The sequence below is a fragment of the Crateriforma conspicua genome, from assembly GCF_007752935.1.
In the GTDB taxonomy this organism is placed as follows: Bacteria; Planctomycetota; Planctomycetia; order Pirellulales; family Pirellulaceae; genus Crateriforma; species Crateriforma conspicua.
In genome coordinates this window covers 2,251,070-2,270,831 of record NZ_CP036319.1, presented here as the reverse complement: position 1 = coordinate 2,270,831, position 19,762 = coordinate 2,251,070, and the positions used below count along the sequence as shown (strand labels likewise).

Here is a 19,762-nt window from a genome sequence, read left to right as displayed (position 1 = left end):
CGGTCAGACCTTCTACAATGTCGCGACGGCGATCCAGCACGCGCACCTGTCTTGCTGCCTTTTCCGCCAGACGTCTATCCCGCCCCCTGCCCACCCGCGCCCCGACCAGTCCCCATGCAAACATCCATGATCCGGCACTTGTTTCTTACGTTCACTTGCGCGCTTGCGACGATCGGAACCGCCGCATCCGACGCCCCACCGCATCCTCACGTGATCGTCATCTTGGTCGACGACATGGGTTACGGTGACCCGGGATGCTTCAACGCGGAATCAAAAATCGCAACACCCAACATCGATCGTTTGGCTGCCGAAGGCATGCGATTCACCGATGCCCACGCCCCCGGGCCGCTGTGCCACATGTCGCGATACGGGCTGATGACCGGTCGATATCCGTTCCGCACCAACGTCGGTGTCTGGCCGACGCAACCTTTGATCGACGAAGGCCAAACCACCATCGCCAGCCTGGCCAAGCGACAAGATTATCGCACCGCCATGGTCGGCAAATGGCATCTGGGGTTCGCCGAAAATGGCTATGAAAACCCATTGCCCGGCGGTCCAGTCGACCACGGCTTTGACCAGTTCTTTGGCATTCGCGCATCGACCGACATCCCACCGTACTTTTACATCCGTGGCGACCGTGCCGTACAGCCACCAAGCAATACGATCGAAGCCAACCAGACCGAAGGCTGGTCACCGATCCAAGGTGAATTCTGGCGTGCCGGCGGCATCGCTCCCGATTTGTCGTTGGATGAAGTGCTTCCGCGGTTCACCCAGGAAGCCATCGATGTGATCAAAAGTCATCAGCGCGATACAAACGCCGGTATTGATCAGGCAACCGACCATCCATTGATGTTGTATTTGGCTTACCCCGCGCCCCACACGCCATGGTTACCGTCGGCGGCCTTCCAAGGAAAAAGCGACGCCGGCCTGTATGGTGATTTTGCGATGATGGTCGACGCAGAAATCGGCAAGGTCATCGGTGCTTTGGCACAAACCGGGATGCTGGATGAATCGCTGGTGATCATGACGTCCGACAACGGCCCGGTTTGGTACGACGAAGATGTGGAACGCTTTGATCACGATTCGGCCGGCCCATTGCGTGGGATGAAAGCCGACGCCTGGGAAGCCGGACACCGTATGCCGTTCATCGTACGCTGGCCGGGTCACGTCCAACCCGCCAGCCAAAGCGACCAACTGGTTTGCTTTACCGACATCATGGCAACACTGGCCGATCTGTGGGACGTGCCATTGGGTGACGACGAAGGCCCCGACAGTTTCAGTTTCCTGTCTGCGTTGACCGCCGATACCGAGGGCGATGATGCGAGCGATGCAGGGCGACGAACCGAAATCGTCATGCGTCCGGGCGGCGGGCGGATGATGGTGATCCGAAAAGACGACTGGAAGCTGATCGACGGTTTGGGTTCAGGCGGTTTTTCAAAGCCGCGAACGATCACCCCCACGGGCAACGGGATCAACGGGCAACTTTACAACTTGAAAAACGACCTGGCGGAATCCGAAAACTTGTTCGGCCGATATCCCGATTTGGTTTCCCAGCTTCGCGACCGGATGAAAGTCATCCAAAAACGTGGACACCGATTGGTTCAAGACTAAGAAGCGTCTTTTCGGTTTTGCATCAAGAGTTCGCGACAACGTTCGCGGCGTACCAGCCCGCGAATCTTTGGCGAACGATTGGCATGCCGAAAAAATTCTTCGCACGGCAATTCCAACGTCTTGTAACCGGCGTCCAAGATGTCGCTGCACGACGCTCCGTAAACGATCCCGTCCACCTTGGCCATCGCTGCGGTCGCCGCACACATCGGGCATGGTTCACCGGTGCTGACCAGGATCAACCCCGACAAGTCCAGTCGACCGGTCAGCCGGCAAGCTTCGTCCAACGCGTTGACTTCGCCGTGACGTGAAATCTGGTTCTGACGTCGGACCGTATTGTGAGCCGTCACGACGCAACGACCGTCGGGATGAAAGATTCCGGCGGCAAACGGACTCTGGCCCGCCGCGATGGCTTGCTGCAGCGTGTCGATCACCTGGTCCATCCAGTCGTTCAACCGCTGCAAATCGCCGAACCAATCGTCGGTTCGTTGGTCTTCGGCATTGTCGGTCAACATTGAACGTTCCTGGTGGAAACAGTGGGCGGGCGTTGGCGGGCCGTCGCAAGTGACGGGCTCACGCGTCGGCCGTTGTTTCGATCTCATTCAGACGCATTTGGATCATCGCGTCCGCCTTGTCTTGCGTTTCGACCGGTCGTGGGATCTCAACGTAAAACGTGCTGCCTTTTGATGGTTCCGATTCGATGCGAATTTCCCCATCCAACCGATCGACGATCCGCCGGCAGATCGCCAAACCGATCCCCGTTCCCTTGTACGTGTCCATGCTGTGCAGACGCTTGAAAACACCGAAGATCTGTTTGTGATACTTCGGATCGATTCCGATGCCATTGTCGGACACTGACAAGACCCATTTGTCATGTCGGGATTCTCCACAGACGTGGACGCGAGGTGCGGCTTCGCTTCGGTATTTGATTGCGTTTCCGATCAGGTTTTGAAACAGCTGCGCCAACTGAGTGGGATCGGCCCGCACGACCGGCAAGTCGTCGCTTTCGACTTGGGCATTCGATTCCTGGATGGCATGTGACAGATTTTCGAGCGCCCGCCTGGCCGCATCGTTGGCGTCAACGTCGACCAACGGCTTGCCCTGAGATTCGATTCGGGAAAAGGACAACAGGTCTTGAATCAACGTCCGCATGCGGTGGGCACCGTCGACGATGTACTTCATGAACCGCTGGGCATCTTCGTTCAGTTGCCCTTCGCATTCTTCATCCAACAGTTCGCAGAACGACGTGATCTTGCGGAGCGGTTCTTGCAAATCGTGAGAGGCGACGTAGGCGAACTGTGCCAGTTCGTCGTTGCTGCGTTTCAATTCCAAGTTGGCACGCTGTAACGCCACCTCGTTGATTTTCCGGTCCGTGATATCGATGTGCACACCGATCATCCGCAGCGGACGGTCGTCGTTTCGTTCGGCCAGCTTGCCCCGTGACAGAATCCATCGATAACTGCCGTCGCGATGTCGCATTCGAAAGGTTGATTCGTAATCGGTGGCACGGCCTTCCAAGCAATCGCCGATCGCCTTTTCGACTTCCGGCAAATCGGCGGGGTGAACGCGACGTTGCCAGCCTTCGAAATTCTCATAGGCCAATTCTTCGCCCAACTGCATCGATAATTCGCGGTTGATGCGAACGTTGGACGTGCCGACGTCCCAGTCCCACATGCCGATGCTGGCACTGCGGACGGTCAAACGCAATCGTTCCTCGCTTTCCTTTGCGACGCGAGTGGCTTCTTCCAATTCGGCCTGAGCATTTTTCAATTCGGTGATGTCGTTGATTACCGCGATGATGCCGGCCAGTTCGCCTTCGGCATCGAAAATCGGAATTTTGTCGGTGCTGGCCCAGCGGGTGTCTTTGTTTTCGATCGACACACGTTCGATGATCCCCAGCCGGGGTTTCCCCGAACGCATGACTTCCAAGTCGTCTTTGTAATAGGCGTGATAGTCGGCAAAGAAATCACCGGTGCTGTGGCCTTCGATTTGTTCCGGCGGCAAACCAACCATTTCCGCACCAGCGCGGTTGACGCGCAAGATGCGATTGTGCCGATCCTTGAACAACACGGTGGCGGGGATGGAATCCAAAATCAGCTGGGTTTCGCGCCGCAAGCGTTCGTTTTCTTGTTGTTGCTGACGACGCTTGGTCACGTCGACCACGGTCGCCAGCAAACCGCTGCCGTCGGACCATTCGACCGGCGACAACCCAAATTCCAAAAACACCGCTTCCCCGCCACGCCGACGACCGGCCGCGGGTCGCACGCCGTCCCAACTGCGAAACGAAAACTGTGGATGCAGATCCACCGTGTCATTGGTGTCGTCGGGATTGCTGAGCGCGTCGGGGATCAACATCGTGATGGGACGTCCGATCAATTCCGATCGGTCGTATCCGAAAATATTTTCGGTCGCATCGTTGACCAGGGTGATCGTGCCGGAATGATCCGTGCCGATGATTCCACCGGGCGCGTGATCGACAACCGCCCGTAAACGGTTTTCCGACGACTGCAACAAGTCACGCGAAACGGTCGTCTGTGACAGGGAATCGATCAGCCGGTTGAATGAGTCGCTCAGACTTTGAAACTCCGACGTTTCGTTGACGTCGACCAATCGCGACAGATCATTGTCTTCCTGAATCTCCTGGATCTGTTCAGCCAACAGTGAAAGCTGGCGCGTCGATCCACGCGTCACCAGCGACACCGCCAAGATCAACGACGCGGCGCAGGCGGCCAACACGCCCAGAAAAAACAGATCCAAGTTCTTGATCGATCCGAACGCCACCGATTGGCGTTCCGATTGGCGAATCTGCAACCCCGGATATCCCGGCAATGCACGGGAAGCCCAAATCCATCGGTCATCGCCCAAGTTAAACTCCGACGAACGGTACAAACGCTGGCCTTCGTCAAACAGTTGAGCTTCGTGATCAAAGTCGGTGGTCAGAAAATCATCCAAGAACACCGTCGTGTCGTACTCAATTGCCAACGCCGCTTCCGGCGAACCACCGTATTGCACCGGAGCCACGATCAGAATCGAATCTTCGTCGATTTCAAAATAGTCCTGCCCCGACATCACCGTTTCGATGAATCGTTCGACGGGCAGCGGATTGGCGTTGCCGTTGGTCATCACCGCGCGCCCGCGATAATCCAACATCGTGACATGCCGGAATGCCGGGCTGGGCAGTTGTAACGACCGCAAAAAGACGACCAGTTGGCCTTCCCGTTGGCTTTTGTCGACGATCGAATTGATCAACAAGTCGTTGGCGGCCAGCGTTTTGGCGGTCCCACGCAACAGATTCAAGCGATCGGCCAACGCGATCGCCGTGATCGTCGCGTTTTGTTGCATCCGATTGCTGACTTCTTGAGCGACCGTGCGACGGATGCTGTATCGGGTGACCCAGACGATCGCGATCAACGCGACCAACGTCAGCGGCACGACTCGTAGGAGCAGTGTCTGTTGCAGTGTCCTGGTTTTGGCCATCCGGTGGGTCCGATGCTAATTCGGTCCAAGCGGCACAATCACTCCGGCCTCGTCGAATCGGGCCAGGTGCAGATCGTCGATCGTCAAAGCATCGTGATCGGTGACGGTGAACGGTCGCTGGAAGTTTCGAATGAGGCCATTGTAGTTTTTCAGCCGCTCCAGTGCGGCACGAACTTCCAAACGATCCACCGTCCCGGCCTGGCGAATCGCCTGGGCCAGCATCATGACAACCTCATAAGCGTGCGCGGTTCCCGTCGGTGCGAAGATATCGCGGGCCGAATCCGCATCGTCAAACGTCCGACAATACGCCGCAACAACGCTTCGCGCGGTGTCCGTCAAATCGGCGGACAAGAACGAATACGACTGTAAAAACCGCAAATCCACGCGATTCAGGTCGTCGCCGACCTGGTCGGCAAAGTTGCCGCCGGTGATCCCCCAGTGGGACAGGATTGGGATCCGATCTTCGGCGGGTACTTGAGCCATCTGCTGGACGAATCGAGTGCCTTCCAGCGGATTGGCGACCAGCAACACGACTTCCGCGCCGCTGCTGCGGATCGCATCGATCTGCATTCGAAAACTGGGCTCGCCCCAATGAAACCACTGGACGGTCGTCGGCTGTAGCTCTCGTTCATCCAACGCCTGCCGCATGGCCACTTCGTTGGACCGGCCCCATCCGGTGCTTTCCAAAGCCAAAGCGATTTGCGTTTTGTCGTCCTGGACCGCATTGCGAACCAAAAATTCGCCCGCGAATTCATCACGCACCGAAACGCGAAACACGAAATTCGGCTCGTAACCGTTGGCGATCAGCGGTGTCCCCGCCGCCCAGGGTCCCAGGTAGGGCAATTCAACGTCGTGAATGACGGACAATTCTTCCAACGCCACAGGGGTATGGATTCCGCCGACGACCGCCACGACATCCGGATTGGCCGCCAGATCGCGAATGTTGTCGATGCCGCGTGCGGGATTGCCACGATGATCGCAAACCAGCAAATCGACCTGTCGCCCCAGCAGCCCGCCGTCATGATTGATGCGGTCGATCGCCAGAACGATGCCACGTCGGATCGCTTCCCCCGACTTGGCCGATGCCGAGGACATGTCGGCATCCAATCCGATCAAAATCCTGGGGACGCGATCGCGTACCGGCGAGGAAGCCGCCACGGCGTCGGCGTCTTGAAAACCGGCTTGGCTTTGCCGATCGCTGCCCGACCAGGGCGTCGTCGTTGAACGGGCCGAACGCCCACGTGAACGGTTTGACGTCCGTTCGATCGGCAATGTCAGCCCCGGCCCGGGAGAACCGATCGCCGTTGCATCATGGGAATTGGCGAATGAATCGCTGGATGAATCGCACCCGGCCAGGGCAAGACACAAGATCGCGGCAGCACACCCGATGGCTGAAAGAAATTGATTCATCGGAAGTTTCCGATCCAAACAAAGACGATGCACGACGGGCCACGCGCCCTGGGACGAAGCCGTCATTTCACTGCAAAACTGAATTGCCATGGCAAAGCCGACGTTCCGCCAACGCGTCGGCCGCTGGCCCAAACATCGCCGGACCAAACAATCAACCGTGCCAGTCGGACGCGGACCACCGCAATGATCGGCCACGACGAATACTTCATACAAATGGGATTTCCGCGGCGAGTATAGCTGGGGGGCCGGTGTCACTTGAACCGCGATTCCGGCTGCATTTTTAGCCGTTGTTCTGCGTTTTGCTTTCCGCGACGACGCGTGCATTGCGTTGCCCGGCCAAACAACGTCCGATATACCTAGTCCCCCTCGATTCCTGTTCCGCCCAATATCGCCCCCATGCGGTCCGCCCCCGGGTCCGCGATACAACGGTGTGCGATCTTGCAAGACGACCTTGTCCAATTTCACCGATGACCGAACCGCTCGCCAAACCGATTGACATCCTGCTGGTCGAAGACAGTGACGCCGATGCGGAATTGACGACGCGTGCGTTGAAGCGTGGCAAGATCGCCAACACGCTGAATCGGGTCGTCGACGGGGTGGAAGCGATGGAGTATTTGCGGGGTGAAGGCAAGTACGCCGACCGATTGCGTCCCGATCTGATTCTGCTGGACCTGAACATGCCGCGGATGGACGGTCGCGAAGTCTTGCGGGAAATCCAACAAGACGACGACCTGAAACAAATCGCGGTGGTGATCTTGACCACGTCCGATTTTGAAACGGATGTGCTGGATGCTTTCGGTCTAAGCAACGAAGCCTACATCGTCAAACCCGTCGATGCGGCCCAGTTCTTCAGCATCGTCCAATCGCTGAAAGACTTTTGGGTGCGCGTCGTGCGTTTGCCCGACGAACTGTAACGGTCATCTCGGTCGCCCCCCGGGGCATGGTCGCGCCGTGCCCCGTTGCCGATACCGCGTGCGGACATCGCGCGCCGGCAAACCGATCACTGCTAAGCCAAGATGTCGTCGACCACGTGGCCATGAACATCGGTCAATCGGAAACGGCGCCCTTGATACTTGAACGTCAAACGTTCGTGATCGATGCCCATCAGGTGCAACAACGTGGCGTTGAAGTCGTGAACGTGGACGGGATTTTCGGTGACGTTGTATCCAAATTCATCGGTCGCACCGTAGGTCATGCCGGGTTTGATCCCGCCACCCGCCATCCACATCGTGAAGCAACGCGGATGGTGATCGCGCCCATAGTTGGTGGCCGTCAGTGTGCCTTGGGAATACGAAGTTCGTCCGAATTCGCCGCCCCAAATCACCAGCGTGTCGTCCAGCAAACCGCGTTGCTTCAAATCCTTGACCAACGCCGCAGACGCTTGATCGGTTTCGGACGCTTGTCCGCGAATCTGTTTGGGCAAATTCGAATGCTGGTCCCAGCCTTGGTGATACAGCTGGATAAAACGCACATCCCGTTCGGCCAGACGCCGGGCCAACAAACAGTTCGACGCGAACGTCCCCGGCTTGCGTGCGTCTTCGCCATACATGTCGAAGGTTGATTCCGGTTCGTCCGAAAAATCGGTCGCATCAGGCACGCTGGTCTGCATGCGATACGCCATTTCATATTGTGCGATACGCGATTCGATTTCCGGATCCAGTTCTTTGGCAAATTGGTGCCGGTTCAATTGGGCGATCGCGTCCAGTTGGGCACGACGTCGCAGTGGCGAAACACCGGCCGGATTGGACAAGTACAGCACCGGATCGGTGCCGCCACGAAACTGCACACCCTGGTGACGCGAATCCAAGAACCCGTTGCCCCACAGTCGTGCATACAAAGGTTGCCCGCCCTGGTTGGCCGAAACCAACACGATGAAGGCCGGCAGGTCCGCGTTTTCGCTTCCCAGTCCGTAAGAAAGCCAAGCGCCCAACGACGGACGCCCCGCGATCTGCGATCCGGTTTGAAAAAACGTGATCGCCGGATCGTGATTGATCGCTTCGGTGTACATCGAACGGACGAAGCAAACGTCATCCACGATGTTACGGTGGTGGGGCAACAGTTCGCTTAACCAGGCCCCCGATTTGCCGTATTGCTGGAATTTGAACTGCGACCCGGCCATCGGCAACGAAGATTGATTGGCCGACATTCCCGTCAACCGTTGTTCGCCACGCACCGACGACGGCAATTCCTTGCCGTTCATCTCATTCAGCATCGGCTTGTAATCGAACAAATCCTGCTGAGCCGGACCGCCGGACTGGAACAGATAGATCACGCGTTTGGCTTTCGCCGGATGATGCAATCCGCCGCCGACGCCAGGCGTGGGAGCACCGGCGGAATCGGACTGGTTCAGCAGTTGAGCCAACGCGGCGACACCGATTCCCGTCGCGCCACGCCGGAAAAACACGCGCCGGTTCACACCGGTCGCCTGGGATGATTCAAAAGGCATCTTTATCGTTTCCATATCGTGGCATCTAAATTCAAAATCGCCTGACAAACGGTGGTCATGGCGGCTAATTCGATCGGATCCGCCGTTGCGTCCACAGCCGAATCACCGATCGAAATCAACTGTTCGGCTGCTTTGGGATGGTCGGCATAGTGTCGACGTTCATCATCCAAAAGTGTCATCAGCAACTGCAGCTCTTCCTGATCCGCATCACGACCGGCCAGGCGCAGGAACGCGGCAGCAACGGCATCACCAGAATCTTCGGCCCCCAAGACGTCTTGGGCCAAAACGCGCGAAGCTTCGACAAACTGAACGTCGTTCAACAACACCAATGCTTGCAGCGGAGTGTTCGTTCGCGACCGCACCACCGTGCAGACTTCACGTGTCGTTGCGTCAAAGGCCATCATGTTGGGCAATGGCACCGTCCGCTTCCAAACCGAATACAACGATCGTCGATACAGCGATTCGCCCACCGATTGCTGGTACGGCGGCGACATCCCGTTGGACTCTTTCCACAAGTCCTTGCCCGGTTGGTAGGGCGACACCGGCGGCCCGCCCAACTGGCGGTCCATCAAACCCGATGCGGCCAACGCCAAGTCGCGGATTTGTTCGCCGCTGTATCGGTGGGCCGGACCTCGTGACAGCAACCGATTCTCCGGATCCACTTCCATCGTCTTCTTGTCCGGCACGGAATCCTGGCAATAGGTGGCTGACAAAACGATTTGCCGGCACAACCGCTGGACGTCCCAACCGTTGTCGACAAAGTCGCGTGCCAACCAGTCCAGCAATTCCGGATGCGTGGGCAGTTCACCCTGCAGGCCAAAATTTTCCGGCGTCCGCACCAAGGGTGCCGAAAAGAAACGCGACCACAGATGATTCACCGCCACCCGCGCCGTCAGCGGATGATTCGGATGCGTCACCCAGCGTGCCAGCCCCAGACGATCCTGCGGCCATTGGTCGAACCACGGCAATTCGATCGCTGTGGGAACGTCACGTTGCACCCGCGTGGAATCGTCGGTCGGGGCGTCGTATTGTCCACGAGCCAGCAAGTGGGTTTCGCGCGGCGTGTCCCATTCCTGCATGATCGGAATTTCGTTCATTGCTTCTTCGGCCATCACAACCGCTTGGCGAGCCTTCGTCAGTCGCCCCATCGCATCACGACACTCCGAATCCAATGCCGAAACATAGACGTCGGCCAAGTCGCCTTCCCATCGCCCGGTGGCCAGATAACCCAGCTCCGGTGCAGTCAACTGTCGCTGGTACAATCGAACATCGTCGATCAATCCACCGGTCAGCCCACGCGCCCGGAATCGCTGGCCGACCACAAATTCGCCGCCATGATCGACTTTGACATTGCTGCTTTTCTTGATGTCATTTCGCAGCACCCTCGTGGGCAATGGCACACCGTTCAGATACAGCCGCAGCCCTTCGGCATCCGACGAACCGTCATACGTCGCCGACAACTGGTGCCAAACGTCTGCGGGGATCGGATCGACGGTGCGAACACCGATCGCGTTGCCCGGCCAAACGCGATACATCCGCGATTCGACATGACCGTCAACGATCGTTAAATCCCATCCGTTGTATCCACAGTCGGTCCCACGGGTGTGGTGAACGATCAGGCTGCGAAGCGGCGAACGTTCAGTTTCCCGCAGCGTCACCACCACCGAAAACGGCGTCCAGCGATCCAGCGGATCGACGCCGTGTACCGTCACGCCTCGCTGGCCGTCCAACGACAACGCACGTCGCGTCGTTTCGCCTTTGTAATCGGCCAAGTCCGCCGCCTGGGATTCCGGCAAGGTGGGAATCTCGGATCCTTCAACGGCCACCAAGTCGGGCATCGACGTCCAACCCCGATCGTTTTCCGACGGGTGGTAGATCTCCTTCATCGAATTGTTAAAGTCACGATCGAACGACAACGCAACCTTCAGATCGGGCAGCTCGGCCGGTGGCGTGATGCCTTGCTTTTCTTGCGTCGGACGATCGCGGGCCTGTTCGACCAACCGGCGATATTCTTCCAGACGCTGGTCGGCGTCCCGCTTGGCCTGCTCCAGTGCAACCGCCTGTTCCTCGGTGGGCAACAGCATCGACGGGCAGGGCACTTTGGCCGTCCGGTCGTACACGCCGGATTCGTCAATGCTGTTGAAGAACGCCGACAACGCGTAATAGTCACGCATCGGCAGCGGATCATATTTGTGATCGTGACAGCGGCAACATTCCATCGTCAGCCCCAACACCGCGGTTCCGAAGGTGTGTACGCGGTCGGCGACGTTTTCCACCCGCCATTCTTCGAACACCGCGCCGCCCTCGTTGTTCAATCGGTGGATGCGATTGAAAGCGGTGGCCAACCGTTGATCGGTCGTCGGGTTTTCCAACAGGTCCCCCGCCAACTGCCATGTCAGAAAATCATCGTACGGCAGGTTTTCGTTGAAGGCACGGACGACCCAATCGCGATACGGCCACTGCGTGTTCAACTTGTCGGACTGATATCCGTACGAATCGGCGTACCGGGCCAAGTCCAACCATCCGATCGCCATGTGTTCGCCGAAGGACCGCGACTGCAGCAATCGATCGACCGCATCACGATAGGCGGCGTCCGCGTCGTGTTTGCAAGCTTCGATAAAACGTGTGATCTGATCGGCCGTCGGCGGTAACCCGGTCAAGTCGAACGTGACGCGGCGCAGCCAACGCGTGTGAGACGCGGGATCGGCGGGCGACAAGCCGGCTTTTTCCAAACGAGCGACGACAAACCGATCGATCGGATTGCGGGACCAGTCATCGTCTTGCACGGCCGGGACATCGACGGTGCCGGGCAACGGTTGAAACGACCAGTGTTTGGCATAAGGCGCGCCTTGGTCGATCCAGCGTCGCAGCGTATCGACGTCGGCATCGGACAGAGTCAACTTGGATTCCGGCGGCGGCATCCGCATGTCAGGATCGTCGCTGGTGATGCGGTCGATCAGGTCGCCCGATTCCAACACGTACTCGGCATCTTCACGCCGGTCCAACCGCAAACCGGCTTGGCGGTTGGCGTCGTCCGGTCCGTGGCAATAGTTGCATTTGTCCGAAAGAATCGGCCGCACGTCACGTGCAAAATCGATCTCCGTCGACGGCGTTTCCGCCATCGAAACGGATCCGAATGTGGCAATCAGCAACACGATCGCTGCGCCGTGCGCCGCGGTGCCGGATGAATTCAAAAACATTGGCATCGGGTCAAAGGGCCGAAGTGGGGAAACAATCGGAAAACCGGTTTCGCCGGTCGAACGGACGATACCGCTGAAGCCGCAAGAAACGGGTCGGATTTGGGGTACATTGGCCGATCCGCGGGACGATGACCTGTATTGCGGCGGTCCCGACCATCGGCTGTGAAGACAAACCTATCCGGGGTGCGACCAAACGTCTTGCACCGGAAAACCATTGCCGTGTAATTTTACGGCATGAAAAACACTGACTTTCGCGACGCCTTTTTGCAGCGTCTGCCGGCGGATCAAATCTTGGCCCTGTTCGACCGACTGCCCGACGTCTCGTTTTTCGTCAAAGACCGGCGGGGCCGATTCGTGTCGCTGAACCGCCGCGGATGCGAATACTGTGGCGTGACGTCGGCGGACGACGTGATCGGCAAAACCGACCATGACTTTTTTCCCAAGGTCCGCGCCGACGAATACCGCGACGACGACCGCCGCGTGATGAAGTCGGGCAAGCCCATCATCAACCGGATCGAGAGCGCCCCGGAGGACGTGGGTTCGCCGCGTTTGGTTGCAACGACCAAGATCCCGCTGCGCGATCAAAGTGGCAAAGTCATCGGCGTGGCGGGGTGTTCACGCCAAATCGAACGCATGCAATCGGGCACCGCCGATGCGCTGGGTGACGTGATGGAATACCTTCACCAGCACTTTGATCGGCACGTGACCAGCGACCAACTAGCGGAGATGTCGGGGTTGTCGGTCAGCCATTTTGAACGACGGTTTCGATTGGCTTTTGGGACATCACCGCGACAATATCTGATCCGCATTCGCATCGAACAGGCGACCAAGATGTTGCGGCAGACCGACCACAGCGTTTCCAACATCGCACAACGTTGCGGCTTTTATGACCACGCCCATTTCAGCCGCAGCTTTCAACGCATCATGAATGTGTCGCCGACGAAATATCGACGACAGTACGGTGAAAACGCGGTCGTTCCCAAAGGCGAATGATGCCGGGTGCTTCTGGGCCGCGGTGATTCAAGTTTTTGGGCAGGGCTTCAGCGAGCGATCAAAACGGACTGCGTGGCGTGCCGCAACACATAGCGTGACGTGCTGCCCATTAACAGACGGGCAACAAAGCCGTGTCCTTTGTCGCCCACCACGATCAAACCGCTGTTGTGTTCGGCGGCCGCTTTCATGATGCCTTCGCCGATGTGGTCCGATTCCATCATCGTCGCGGCAACGGTGGCGACGTGCTTCTTCAAACGCTCGGCCCCCACGACGGCCAAACGCTTGGCATCGGTACGCCGTTTGGCAGATTCTTCGATCGCCGCGGGTGTGATTTCTTGACCGAACATTTCCAACCGGGATGCCACCGAGACCACATTGACGATGGCGTCTCCGGACCAATCGACGTTGGCAAAATCAACCAACGCCTTTTCCGATGAATCGGATCCGTCATAGGCGACGGTGACACGCAAGTCGTTCCCACCGGCGGCGAACCCTTCGCTACGTCGATACACCAAAACGCTTTGCTTGGCATGAGTGGCCACGTCGTCGCTGACGCTGCCCAAAACGATGCGGGCAACGGCCGAATGCCCGACCGCACCGATGACGATCAAGTCCGCACCGTATTCGTCGGCGGTGTCCAAAATGGAATGGGTCACATGCCCGGTGCAGGTCTTGGTCGTCACATGGTCGTGACCGGCCAACAGGGCCGCCGCGTTGTCCAACGTCGACGCCGCCAATTCCTCCTGTTGTTGCAACAACTGAGGCACCCACAAGTCGGCCGATGCGTCGATCGGAACCTCCGGTGGATTGACCACCGTGGCCAGCAAAATCTGTGACGGCGTCTTTTCCGTCAGGCGACCGATCGCCTTCACCGCTTCCATCGAATCGGGGGAACCGTCCACAGCAATCAGAATCTTCATCGCGTCACCCGCCTTTGGCGTCCACCAACAATCATGCACATCAAGCCGCAATCGTCCGCACGATTCTGCGGAACCCTATTCTAACAGACGCGGCACAACGCTATGGCACCAGCCAACGTAAACGCACCCAATCCGTTGGCCGTGGCAACAGACGATCGCGGTGTGATGCACCGGGCAGGGCCCAGCGGACTTGAGCGAACCAGACATCCGTGGCTTCGCCGTCGCGTTGCAAATCGTTGCGTCGGATTGCGATCTCGAATGTGACACCGCTGTCGTCCGCTTCGCTGGCATAAAACCAAGTCGGCTGCCACCCCGACATGCCGTCGACGCCGTCGAACGTGTGCCGATCGGCCGTCATCGCGATCCGGTAAGCCGTCGTCAGGTCCCCATCGACGTCCAGACGCAATTCCAAGTGCGGCCGTTGCGACAAATCATGGTCGCGGCGTTTGGCGGAATCGGCGGGTCCCGTTGAAACCGAAGCTTGCACCGGAGTTGATCCGCCGGAACCGATGTGCGTTGCTTCGTCGCAAACCACCGCGATAAAAATGAACTCGTCGTCACTGGCGAAGCGAAATCGAACGCCGTCACGTTGGGTTTCCACCGCCCCCTGCCAACACGCGTCGTCCAAGCGACCATCCAACCAAGGACGCTTCGGGGTGACCGCCACGGGGGCGACCATCGTCGCACGGGTCAGCAATTCGCCCCAGCCGTTCGTCCGATCGGCCATCGCCAAACGCTGCAGCCCCGGTGATAACGAATCGCCGGCGGGGACGGATTTTGGTGCATCGGCGATCGCGGCATCCACGTTTTCAATTTCAGTCGACGTGTCGGATTGGGCATCGGTGTCCAAACACCCGCCCGGCCGTTTCAGCCACAGCCGCCAGGGATGAAATTCCCACTGCAAATCAACGGCTCCCGGTTCCTTGGATGACGTTGCGATATCGCTGTCGCGCGATCCCGGAAACACCGCTTCACCGAATTGGCCCAAGGTCCCCAGCGTTGCCTTGCCCTTCCATCGCGTTCGTTCCACTTGAAAAGGCGAATCGATACCGCCGATCGACTGGTCCGATTGCTGGGGTTCGCTTGGCTGGATGCTTTCGGTTTGAAAGGGCGACGATCGAACCACCTCGACCGAATGCCGGGGCCGATCGTCGGACGGCTCGGTCAAGAACGCCGGCAGGGAAGCCGCGGCCAGCATGCTTCGTTCCTGGCTGGCCGCCAGCACTTTGGACCGCAAGGCCGCCCACTGTCCGACACTTTGTGACGGAAAACGGCTTGCGATTTGGTCCAAAAGGATTCGCTGTGATTCCCCCGGATCGACCGGCCGAACGGGCCCGGACCTTCCCGATGCATCGGTTGCCCGGCGATACAATCGCCACAACACCGCCAAGCGATCATCGGAATCGAATTGCGATACCAGGGCATCCAATTGTTGGTTCAAGGTTCCCTGCATCGATTGCCGGCCGGCGGGCATCGATGCCCCGTCACCGTTATCGGACAGCCCCAACAAGGCTTCCACCTTGCGGGTCAGCCCGATCCGTGCCTGTGCGATCTGGACGTCACGTCGCGAAGCGGTCGGCAACCCGGCGGCGATCCGGAAACCCGACGACAGCGGCAGACCAGACGCAATGCTTTCACCAGGCACCATAGAACCTCGAGCGTCGTACAACCATCGCAAAGCCAAGTGATCCAGTTCGCCCGACGCCCCCGCGCTGATCGCCGCATCGGGGCCCAGTGTCATCCATGCATCGTTCTGCAAATCGCAGGCAACGACACCCAGCCGCGGGTACAACGCCCCGGCATGCATCAGCGTGTCACCCGACGTGCCGTACTGACAGTCGACAACGCGTTGCACCTGAGCTTTCACGGCAGCGTGCAACCATGCCTGACGCACCGCTCGTGACATGTGACGGTCGATCACCAACACCGCCGGGCGATGACGACGCAGCCAAGTGTTGATCCACCCGGAATGCGAGGCATCGTCGGCGGAACCAGACGGCCGGACAGCCGGTTGATAATCAACGCCGCCACCGCCCATTTGTACAACCGCGTCATGGAATCGATCCAAGTCCGCCAAACGCTCGCTTGCGTTCGACGCCTGGTCCGCCGAGTTTTCATCCCACCACAAAACAGTCGTTCGCTGGCCCGACTGCAGCGTTTCGCTGGCGATCAGCCTCCAGGGCGTTTGAATGCGGTCGGTGGTGACAATCAGAATTGCAGTGCGGCGCGCGTCGCCATGGACTGGTTGCCAAGCACCGGTCGCCGTCGCATCGTCACCAGAAAAAATGCCATCGGCGGTTTCGCCCGCGGTCGACGGTACGCGGCGTCGCCAAATTCGACCGTGATCGCCGACGGCAATCTGTTCTTCCCGCCTGCGATCGCCATTGCGGTCTGCGATCGTTACCGACGCGCGAGCGACGCCGTCGGCCGGTCCGTCGACGATCGGCGTCTTCGCGGCACGTTTGAACGAACCTTGGACGTCCGGTGCGGTTGCCGCCGCACCCTGCCATTGCCGCCCGCCGTCGTAGCTTTCAAAGCGGTCGGTCAGATCGGCAAAACTGAACCGGCCATCGGCGACCAAACAACGACGTGCCGCATCAAATTCGACTTGTCTCAGGCGTGGAAGATCGCCATCGATGCCGCGTGACCAAGACCGGCCGCCATCGGTCGACCTGATCACGACACCGCGGCTGATGCCGGTCACCGGGTCGTCAAACCCGCCGACGGCCACCCACAGGTCGGCCGAAACCACGGTCACGTCATCCAGCCGAGCCCGCGTGGACGATTCCACCAGAGCCCATGTCTGGCCACGATCGGCCGAGCGCAAAATCACGCCTCGGTCACCGACGGTCACGCTAATTTGCCCATCGGGCGACACGGCCACCGCGTTCAGCCGCGATTCTTCACGCAGGACGTCGACGGCACTGTAATCGGGAAACCGACAAACACGCTGTGCCTGGACCGATCCGGCAACGGCTAGGACGAGGGCAAAACAGACCACCCACAAAATGCGGTGGACCTGACCGCTTCGCGAAATGGAGTCGGCCAACACCGACGTGGCCGGCGAATACCATCTTCTTGAAACCTTCACGACATCCAGCCTCGTACCATCGACGCGCTTCCCAGCAACACCGCCCAGCCGACCAATAGATTCGTCAACACATAGACCGACGCGACGCCCAAACGACCTTCGCCCGCGGTGGCCGCCGATTCGGCTGCGAAAGTGGAAAAGGTGGTTAAACTGCCCAAAAAACCGACTCGCAGGGCAAGCGCGATCGCGGGCGGCAAATTCCCGTGAATCAGGCTGAATTCGGCCAATCCGCCCAGCAAACCGCAGCCCAGCACGTTGACGATCGTGGTCCCCCACAGGGATGACCCGCCCGGAACCGCCATCGCGGCGACGGTCACCAAATAGCGACAGGTCGCGCCGACGGCGCCGCCTGCGGCAATTGCACCGAGATTCATCCAAGTTGTCATGGTCTGGGGCCGTTTTACGCATTGCCTAAGTGGTGTCACGAATTTACGTTAGCAACGAGAGCGGCGTTATCGCCGCGGCCGATCCCGTTGTCGGCCCGCCAATCGGGGCATCTGCGTGTTTTGTCCGACCGACAGCCGCGAACCCGGCCGGGCCCAGCGGACACTAGAACACCAGCCGGACGTGTGCAATCACAACATGCCCCGGCACGCGACGCCTCCGGACCCGCGTCCGGATCGTCTCGTATTCATCGCGACGGCCCCAAAGATTCGATATTTCCGCGGCCCAGGACAATGTCAGTTTGCGGGCCCAACGACCGAGTCTTTGCCGCGGATGTCGTGTTTTGACGCGCCAATTCGCTAAACGCACCACTTCGGACTGACCGGATTGTCCATGAGCACCGTTGATTCAGATTCGTCCGCCACCAGCGGATCCAAGCCAGCCGACGCCCCCGTGATGAACGGCGCCGATATTTTGGTCAAATCGCTGGTCGATCAGGGCGTCGATACGCTGTTCGCCTACCCCGGCGGATGCAGCATGCCGATGCACCAATCGCTGACCCGTTTCGGCGTCGATTTACGGACGATCCTGCCCCGACACGAACAGGGCGGCGCGTTCGCCGCCCAAGGTTACGCCCGCAGCACCGGCAAAGTCGGCGTCGCCATGGCCACCAGCGGCCCCGGCGCGACCAACCTGGTCACCGCGATCGCCGATGCCAAACTGGACAGCATTCCGATGGTCTGCATCACCGGCCAAGTCCCCACCGGGATGATCGGCAGTGACGCGTTCCAGGAAACGCCCATGGCGGAAATCTGCCGCGGAATCACCAAGCATCACTACTTGGTGACCGACCTGGCCGACCTGCCGCGGATCATGAAGGAAGCCTTCCACATCGCGACCACCGGACGCCCCGGACCGGTCTTGGTCGACATGCCCAAGGACGTCCAACTGACGACCGCGGAATTGGACCTGGATCCGGAAATGGATCTGCCCGGCTATGAACCCACACCGCCGGAAATCCCGTCCGAAACGATCCGCCAAATCAACGCGGCGATCAAGCTTTCACGACGTCCGGTCATCTACGCCGGTGGCGGCATCATCCTGGGCAACGCCAGCGAAGAACTTCGCCAATTCATCCGCCAAAGCGGTATCCCCGTGGTGACCACCATCATGGGCATCGGTGCGGTCGATCCGGCCGACCCGCTGTCGATGGACTGGCTGGGCATGCACGGTTCGGCCTACGCCAACTATGCCGTTCGCGACTGTGACCTGTTGATCGCCTTGGGCGTGCGGTTCGACGACCGAGTGACGGGCAAGGTCGAAGCGTTCGCCAAAGACGCCAAGATCATTCACGTCGATATCGACGGATCCGAGTTGAACAAGAACAAGGAAGCCCACATCCCGGTCCGCGGCGATGTCAAACGCTTCCTGGTCCAAATGAACGAGATCGTTCAACACTGTGAAATCGATCCGTGGCGCGACCACTGCAGCGAACTGAAAGCCAAGTACCCGCTGACGTACGACGATTCGTTTGACGGCATCCTGCAACAGCACGCCATCAAAACGCTCAGCGATGTCACCGCCGACATGAACACCTACATCAGCGTGGGCGTCGGCCAACACCAAATGTGGGCGGCACAGTTCTATAAGTTCCGTCGCCCGCGGACGTTCATGTCCAGCAGCGGCCTTGGCACCATGGGCTTTGGCCTGCCCGCGGCGATGGGCGTTCAAGCGGCACATCCCGACGCCCTGGTCATCGACATCGACGGCGACGGCAGTTTCCAGATGAACATCCAAGAATTGGCGACGTGCTTCTGCGAAGAACTGCCCGTCAAAGTGTTCTTGCTGAACAACCAACACTTGGGCATGGTCGTTCAGTGGGAAGACCGATTCATGGACCGCAATCGCGCCCACACTTACCTGGGACCGATTCACCACGACGAAGCCAAGGGCAAGAGTGACGCGGACCGCTTCGAATACGCCAAAGAACGCTATCCGAATTTCGTCCAAATCGCCAAAGGCTATGGCTGTGGCGCCGCAACGGTTCGCAAGAAAGCGGACCTGGAATCGGCCATTCGCGAGATGATCGAATACAAGGGTCCGTTCTTGCTGGACGTCGAAGTCCCCTACCAAGAACACGTCTTGCCGATGATCCCCGGCGGTCACACCGTCGACGACATCATCCTGGAATAAGCCGACTGGCGGCAAAAACAGATCACTCGTCGGTGACCGA

The 19,762-nt window shown here is 59.1% G+C and carries 12 protein-coding genes; 4 read left to right on the top strand and 8 right to left on the bottom strand.

The window, feature by feature from the left end; translation table 11 throughout:
• Positions 1–114 precede the first annotated feature (114 nt).
• Positions 115–1,611, top strand: a complete 1,497-nt coding sequence (locus tag Mal65_RS08780) for a sulfatase family protein (protein ID WP_196784700.1) — start codon at positions 115–117, stop codon at positions 1,609–1,611.
• Here the strand turns inward: Mal65_RS08780 and Mal65_RS08775 are convergent.
• Genes Mal65_RS08775 through Mal65_RS08765 form a run of 3 tightly spaced genes read right to left on the bottom strand, consistent with a single transcriptional unit; the run spans position 1,608 to position 6,495 of the window.
• Complete coding sequence (locus Mal65_RS08775) at positions 1,608–2,123, bottom strand: nucleoside deaminase (RefSeq protein WP_165701159.1); 516 nt, start codon at positions 2,121–2,123, stop codon at positions 1,608–1,610. The genes Mal65_RS08780 and Mal65_RS08775 overlap by 4 nt on opposite strands.
• Positions 2,124–2,181: 58 nt before the next feature.
• Entirely contained in the window at positions 2,182–5,085 is a 2,904-nt protein-coding gene (locus Mal65_RS08770; RefSeq protein ID WP_145296119.1) for a PAS domain S-box protein, read from the bottom strand.
• A gap of 15 nt (positions 5,086–5,100) precedes the next feature.
• Complete coding sequence (locus tag Mal65_RS08765; RefSeq protein WP_165701158.1) at positions 5,101–6,495, bottom strand: ABC transporter substrate-binding protein; 1,395 nt, start codon at positions 6,493–6,495, stop codon at positions 5,101–5,103.
• Between the two features lie 467 nt (positions 6,496–6,962).
• On the opposite strand from Mal65_RS08765, the gene Mal65_RS08760 reads away from it, so the two are divergent.
• The gene (locus Mal65_RS08760; protein ID WP_145296113.1) at positions 6,963–7,409 is read left to right on the top strand and encodes a response regulator; all 447 of its coding nucleotides are present in this window, start codon (positions 6,963–6,965) and stop codon (positions 7,407–7,409) included.
• Between the two features lie 92 nt (positions 7,410–7,501).
• Here the strand turns inward: Mal65_RS08760 and Mal65_RS08755 are convergent, their stop codons facing one another.
• On the bottom strand, positions 7,502–8,941 hold the full coding sequence (locus Mal65_RS08755) for a DUF1501 domain-containing protein (RefSeq protein WP_196784698.1): 1,440 nt from the start codon (positions 8,939–8,941) through the stop codon (positions 7,502–7,504).
• Between the two features lie 2 nt (positions 8,942–8,943).
• The gene (locus Mal65_RS08750) at positions 8,944–12,141 is read right to left on the bottom strand and encodes a DUF1553 domain-containing protein (protein ID WP_196784697.1); all 3,198 of its coding nucleotides are present in this window, start codon (positions 12,139–12,141) and stop codon (positions 8,944–8,946) included.
• Between the two features lie 234 nt (positions 12,142–12,375).
• On the opposite strand from Mal65_RS08750, the gene Mal65_RS08745 reads away from it, so the two are divergent.
• On the top strand, positions 12,376–13,134 hold the full coding sequence (locus tag Mal65_RS08745) for an AraC family transcriptional regulator (RefSeq protein ID WP_145296108.1): 759 nt from the start codon (positions 12,376–12,378) through the stop codon (positions 13,132–13,134).
• 47 nt (positions 13,135–13,181) lie between these two features.
• Here Mal65_RS08745 and Mal65_RS08740 read toward each other — a convergent pair whose 3' ends face one another.
• From Mal65_RS08740 to Mal65_RS08730, 3 genes are all read right to left on the bottom strand, one after another.
• Positions 13,182–14,054 carry a universal stress protein gene (locus Mal65_RS08740; RefSeq protein ID WP_145296105.1) on the bottom strand — a complete coding sequence of 291 codons (873 nt, stop codon included), beginning with the start codon at positions 14,052–14,054 and terminating at the stop codon, positions 13,182–13,184.
• Positions 14,055–14,154: 100 nt separating this feature from the next.
• Positions 14,155–17,145 (bottom strand): hypothetical protein, encoded by a 2,991-nt coding sequence (locus Mal65_RS08735; RefSeq protein ID WP_145296102.1) that lies wholly within the window; start codon positions 17,143–17,145, stop codon positions 14,155–14,157.
• Complete coding sequence (locus Mal65_RS08730; protein ID WP_145296099.1) at positions 17,142–17,531, bottom strand: fluoride efflux transporter FluC; 390 nt, start codon at positions 17,529–17,531, stop codon at positions 17,142–17,144. Before Mal65_RS08730 ends, Mal65_RS08735 begins: the two co-directional genes overlap by 4 nt.
• A 391-nt stretch (positions 17,532–17,922) precedes the next feature.
• Here Mal65_RS08730 and ilvB point away from each other — a divergent pair, with 391 nt between their 5' ends.
• Positions 17,923–19,722 carry a biosynthetic-type acetolactate synthase large subunit gene (gene ilvB, locus Mal65_RS08725; RefSeq protein ID WP_145296096.1) on the top strand — a complete coding sequence of 600 codons (1,800 nt, stop codon included), beginning with the start codon at positions 17,923–17,925 and terminating at the stop codon, positions 19,720–19,722.
• Positions 19,723–19,762: the final 40 nt, after the last annotated feature.

Bases quoted from the DNA above. Each gene is read 5' to 3' on its own strand.
- Mal65_RS08745 (WP_145296108.1), top strand. From the start codon at position 12,376: ATGAAAAACACTGACTTTCGCGACGCCTTTTTGCAGCGTCTGCCGGCG.
- Mal65_RS08775 (WP_165701159.1), bottom strand. From the start codon at position 2,123: ATGTTGACCGACAATGCCGAAGACCAACGAACCGACGATTGGTTCGGC.
- Mal65_RS08740 (WP_145296105.1), bottom strand. From the start codon at position 14,054: ATGAAGATTCTGATTGCTGTGGACGGTTCCCCCGATTCGATGGAAGCG.
- Mal65_RS08750 (WP_196784697.1), bottom strand. From the start codon at position 12,141: ATGTTTTTGAATTCATCCGGCACCGCGGCGCACGGCGCAGCGATCGTG.
- Mal65_RS08780 (WP_196784700.1), top strand. From the start codon at position 115: ATGCAAACATCCATGATCCGGCACTTGTTTCTTACGTTCACTTGCGCG.
- Mal65_RS08760 (WP_145296113.1), top strand. From the start codon at position 6,963: ATGACCGAACCGCTCGCCAAACCGATTGACATCCTGCTGGTCGAAGAC.
- Mal65_RS08755 (WP_196784698.1), bottom strand. From the start codon at position 8,941: ATGCCTTTTGAATCATCCCAGGCGACCGGTGTGAACCGGCGCGTGTTT.
- Mal65_RS08770 (WP_145296119.1), bottom strand. From the start codon at position 5,085: ATGGCCAAAACCAGGACACTGCAACAGACACTGCTCCTACGAGTCGTG.
- ilvB (WP_145296096.1), top strand. From the start codon at position 17,923: ATGAGCACCGTTGATTCAGATTCGTCCGCCACCAGCGGATCCAAGCCA.
- Mal65_RS08730 (WP_145296099.1), bottom strand. From the start codon at position 17,531: ATGACAACTTGGATGAATCTCGGTGCAATTGCCGCAGGCGGCGCCGTC.
- Mal65_RS08765 (WP_165701158.1), bottom strand. From the start codon at position 6,495: ATGAATCAATTTCTTTCAGCCATCGGGTGTGCTGCCGCGATCTTGTGT.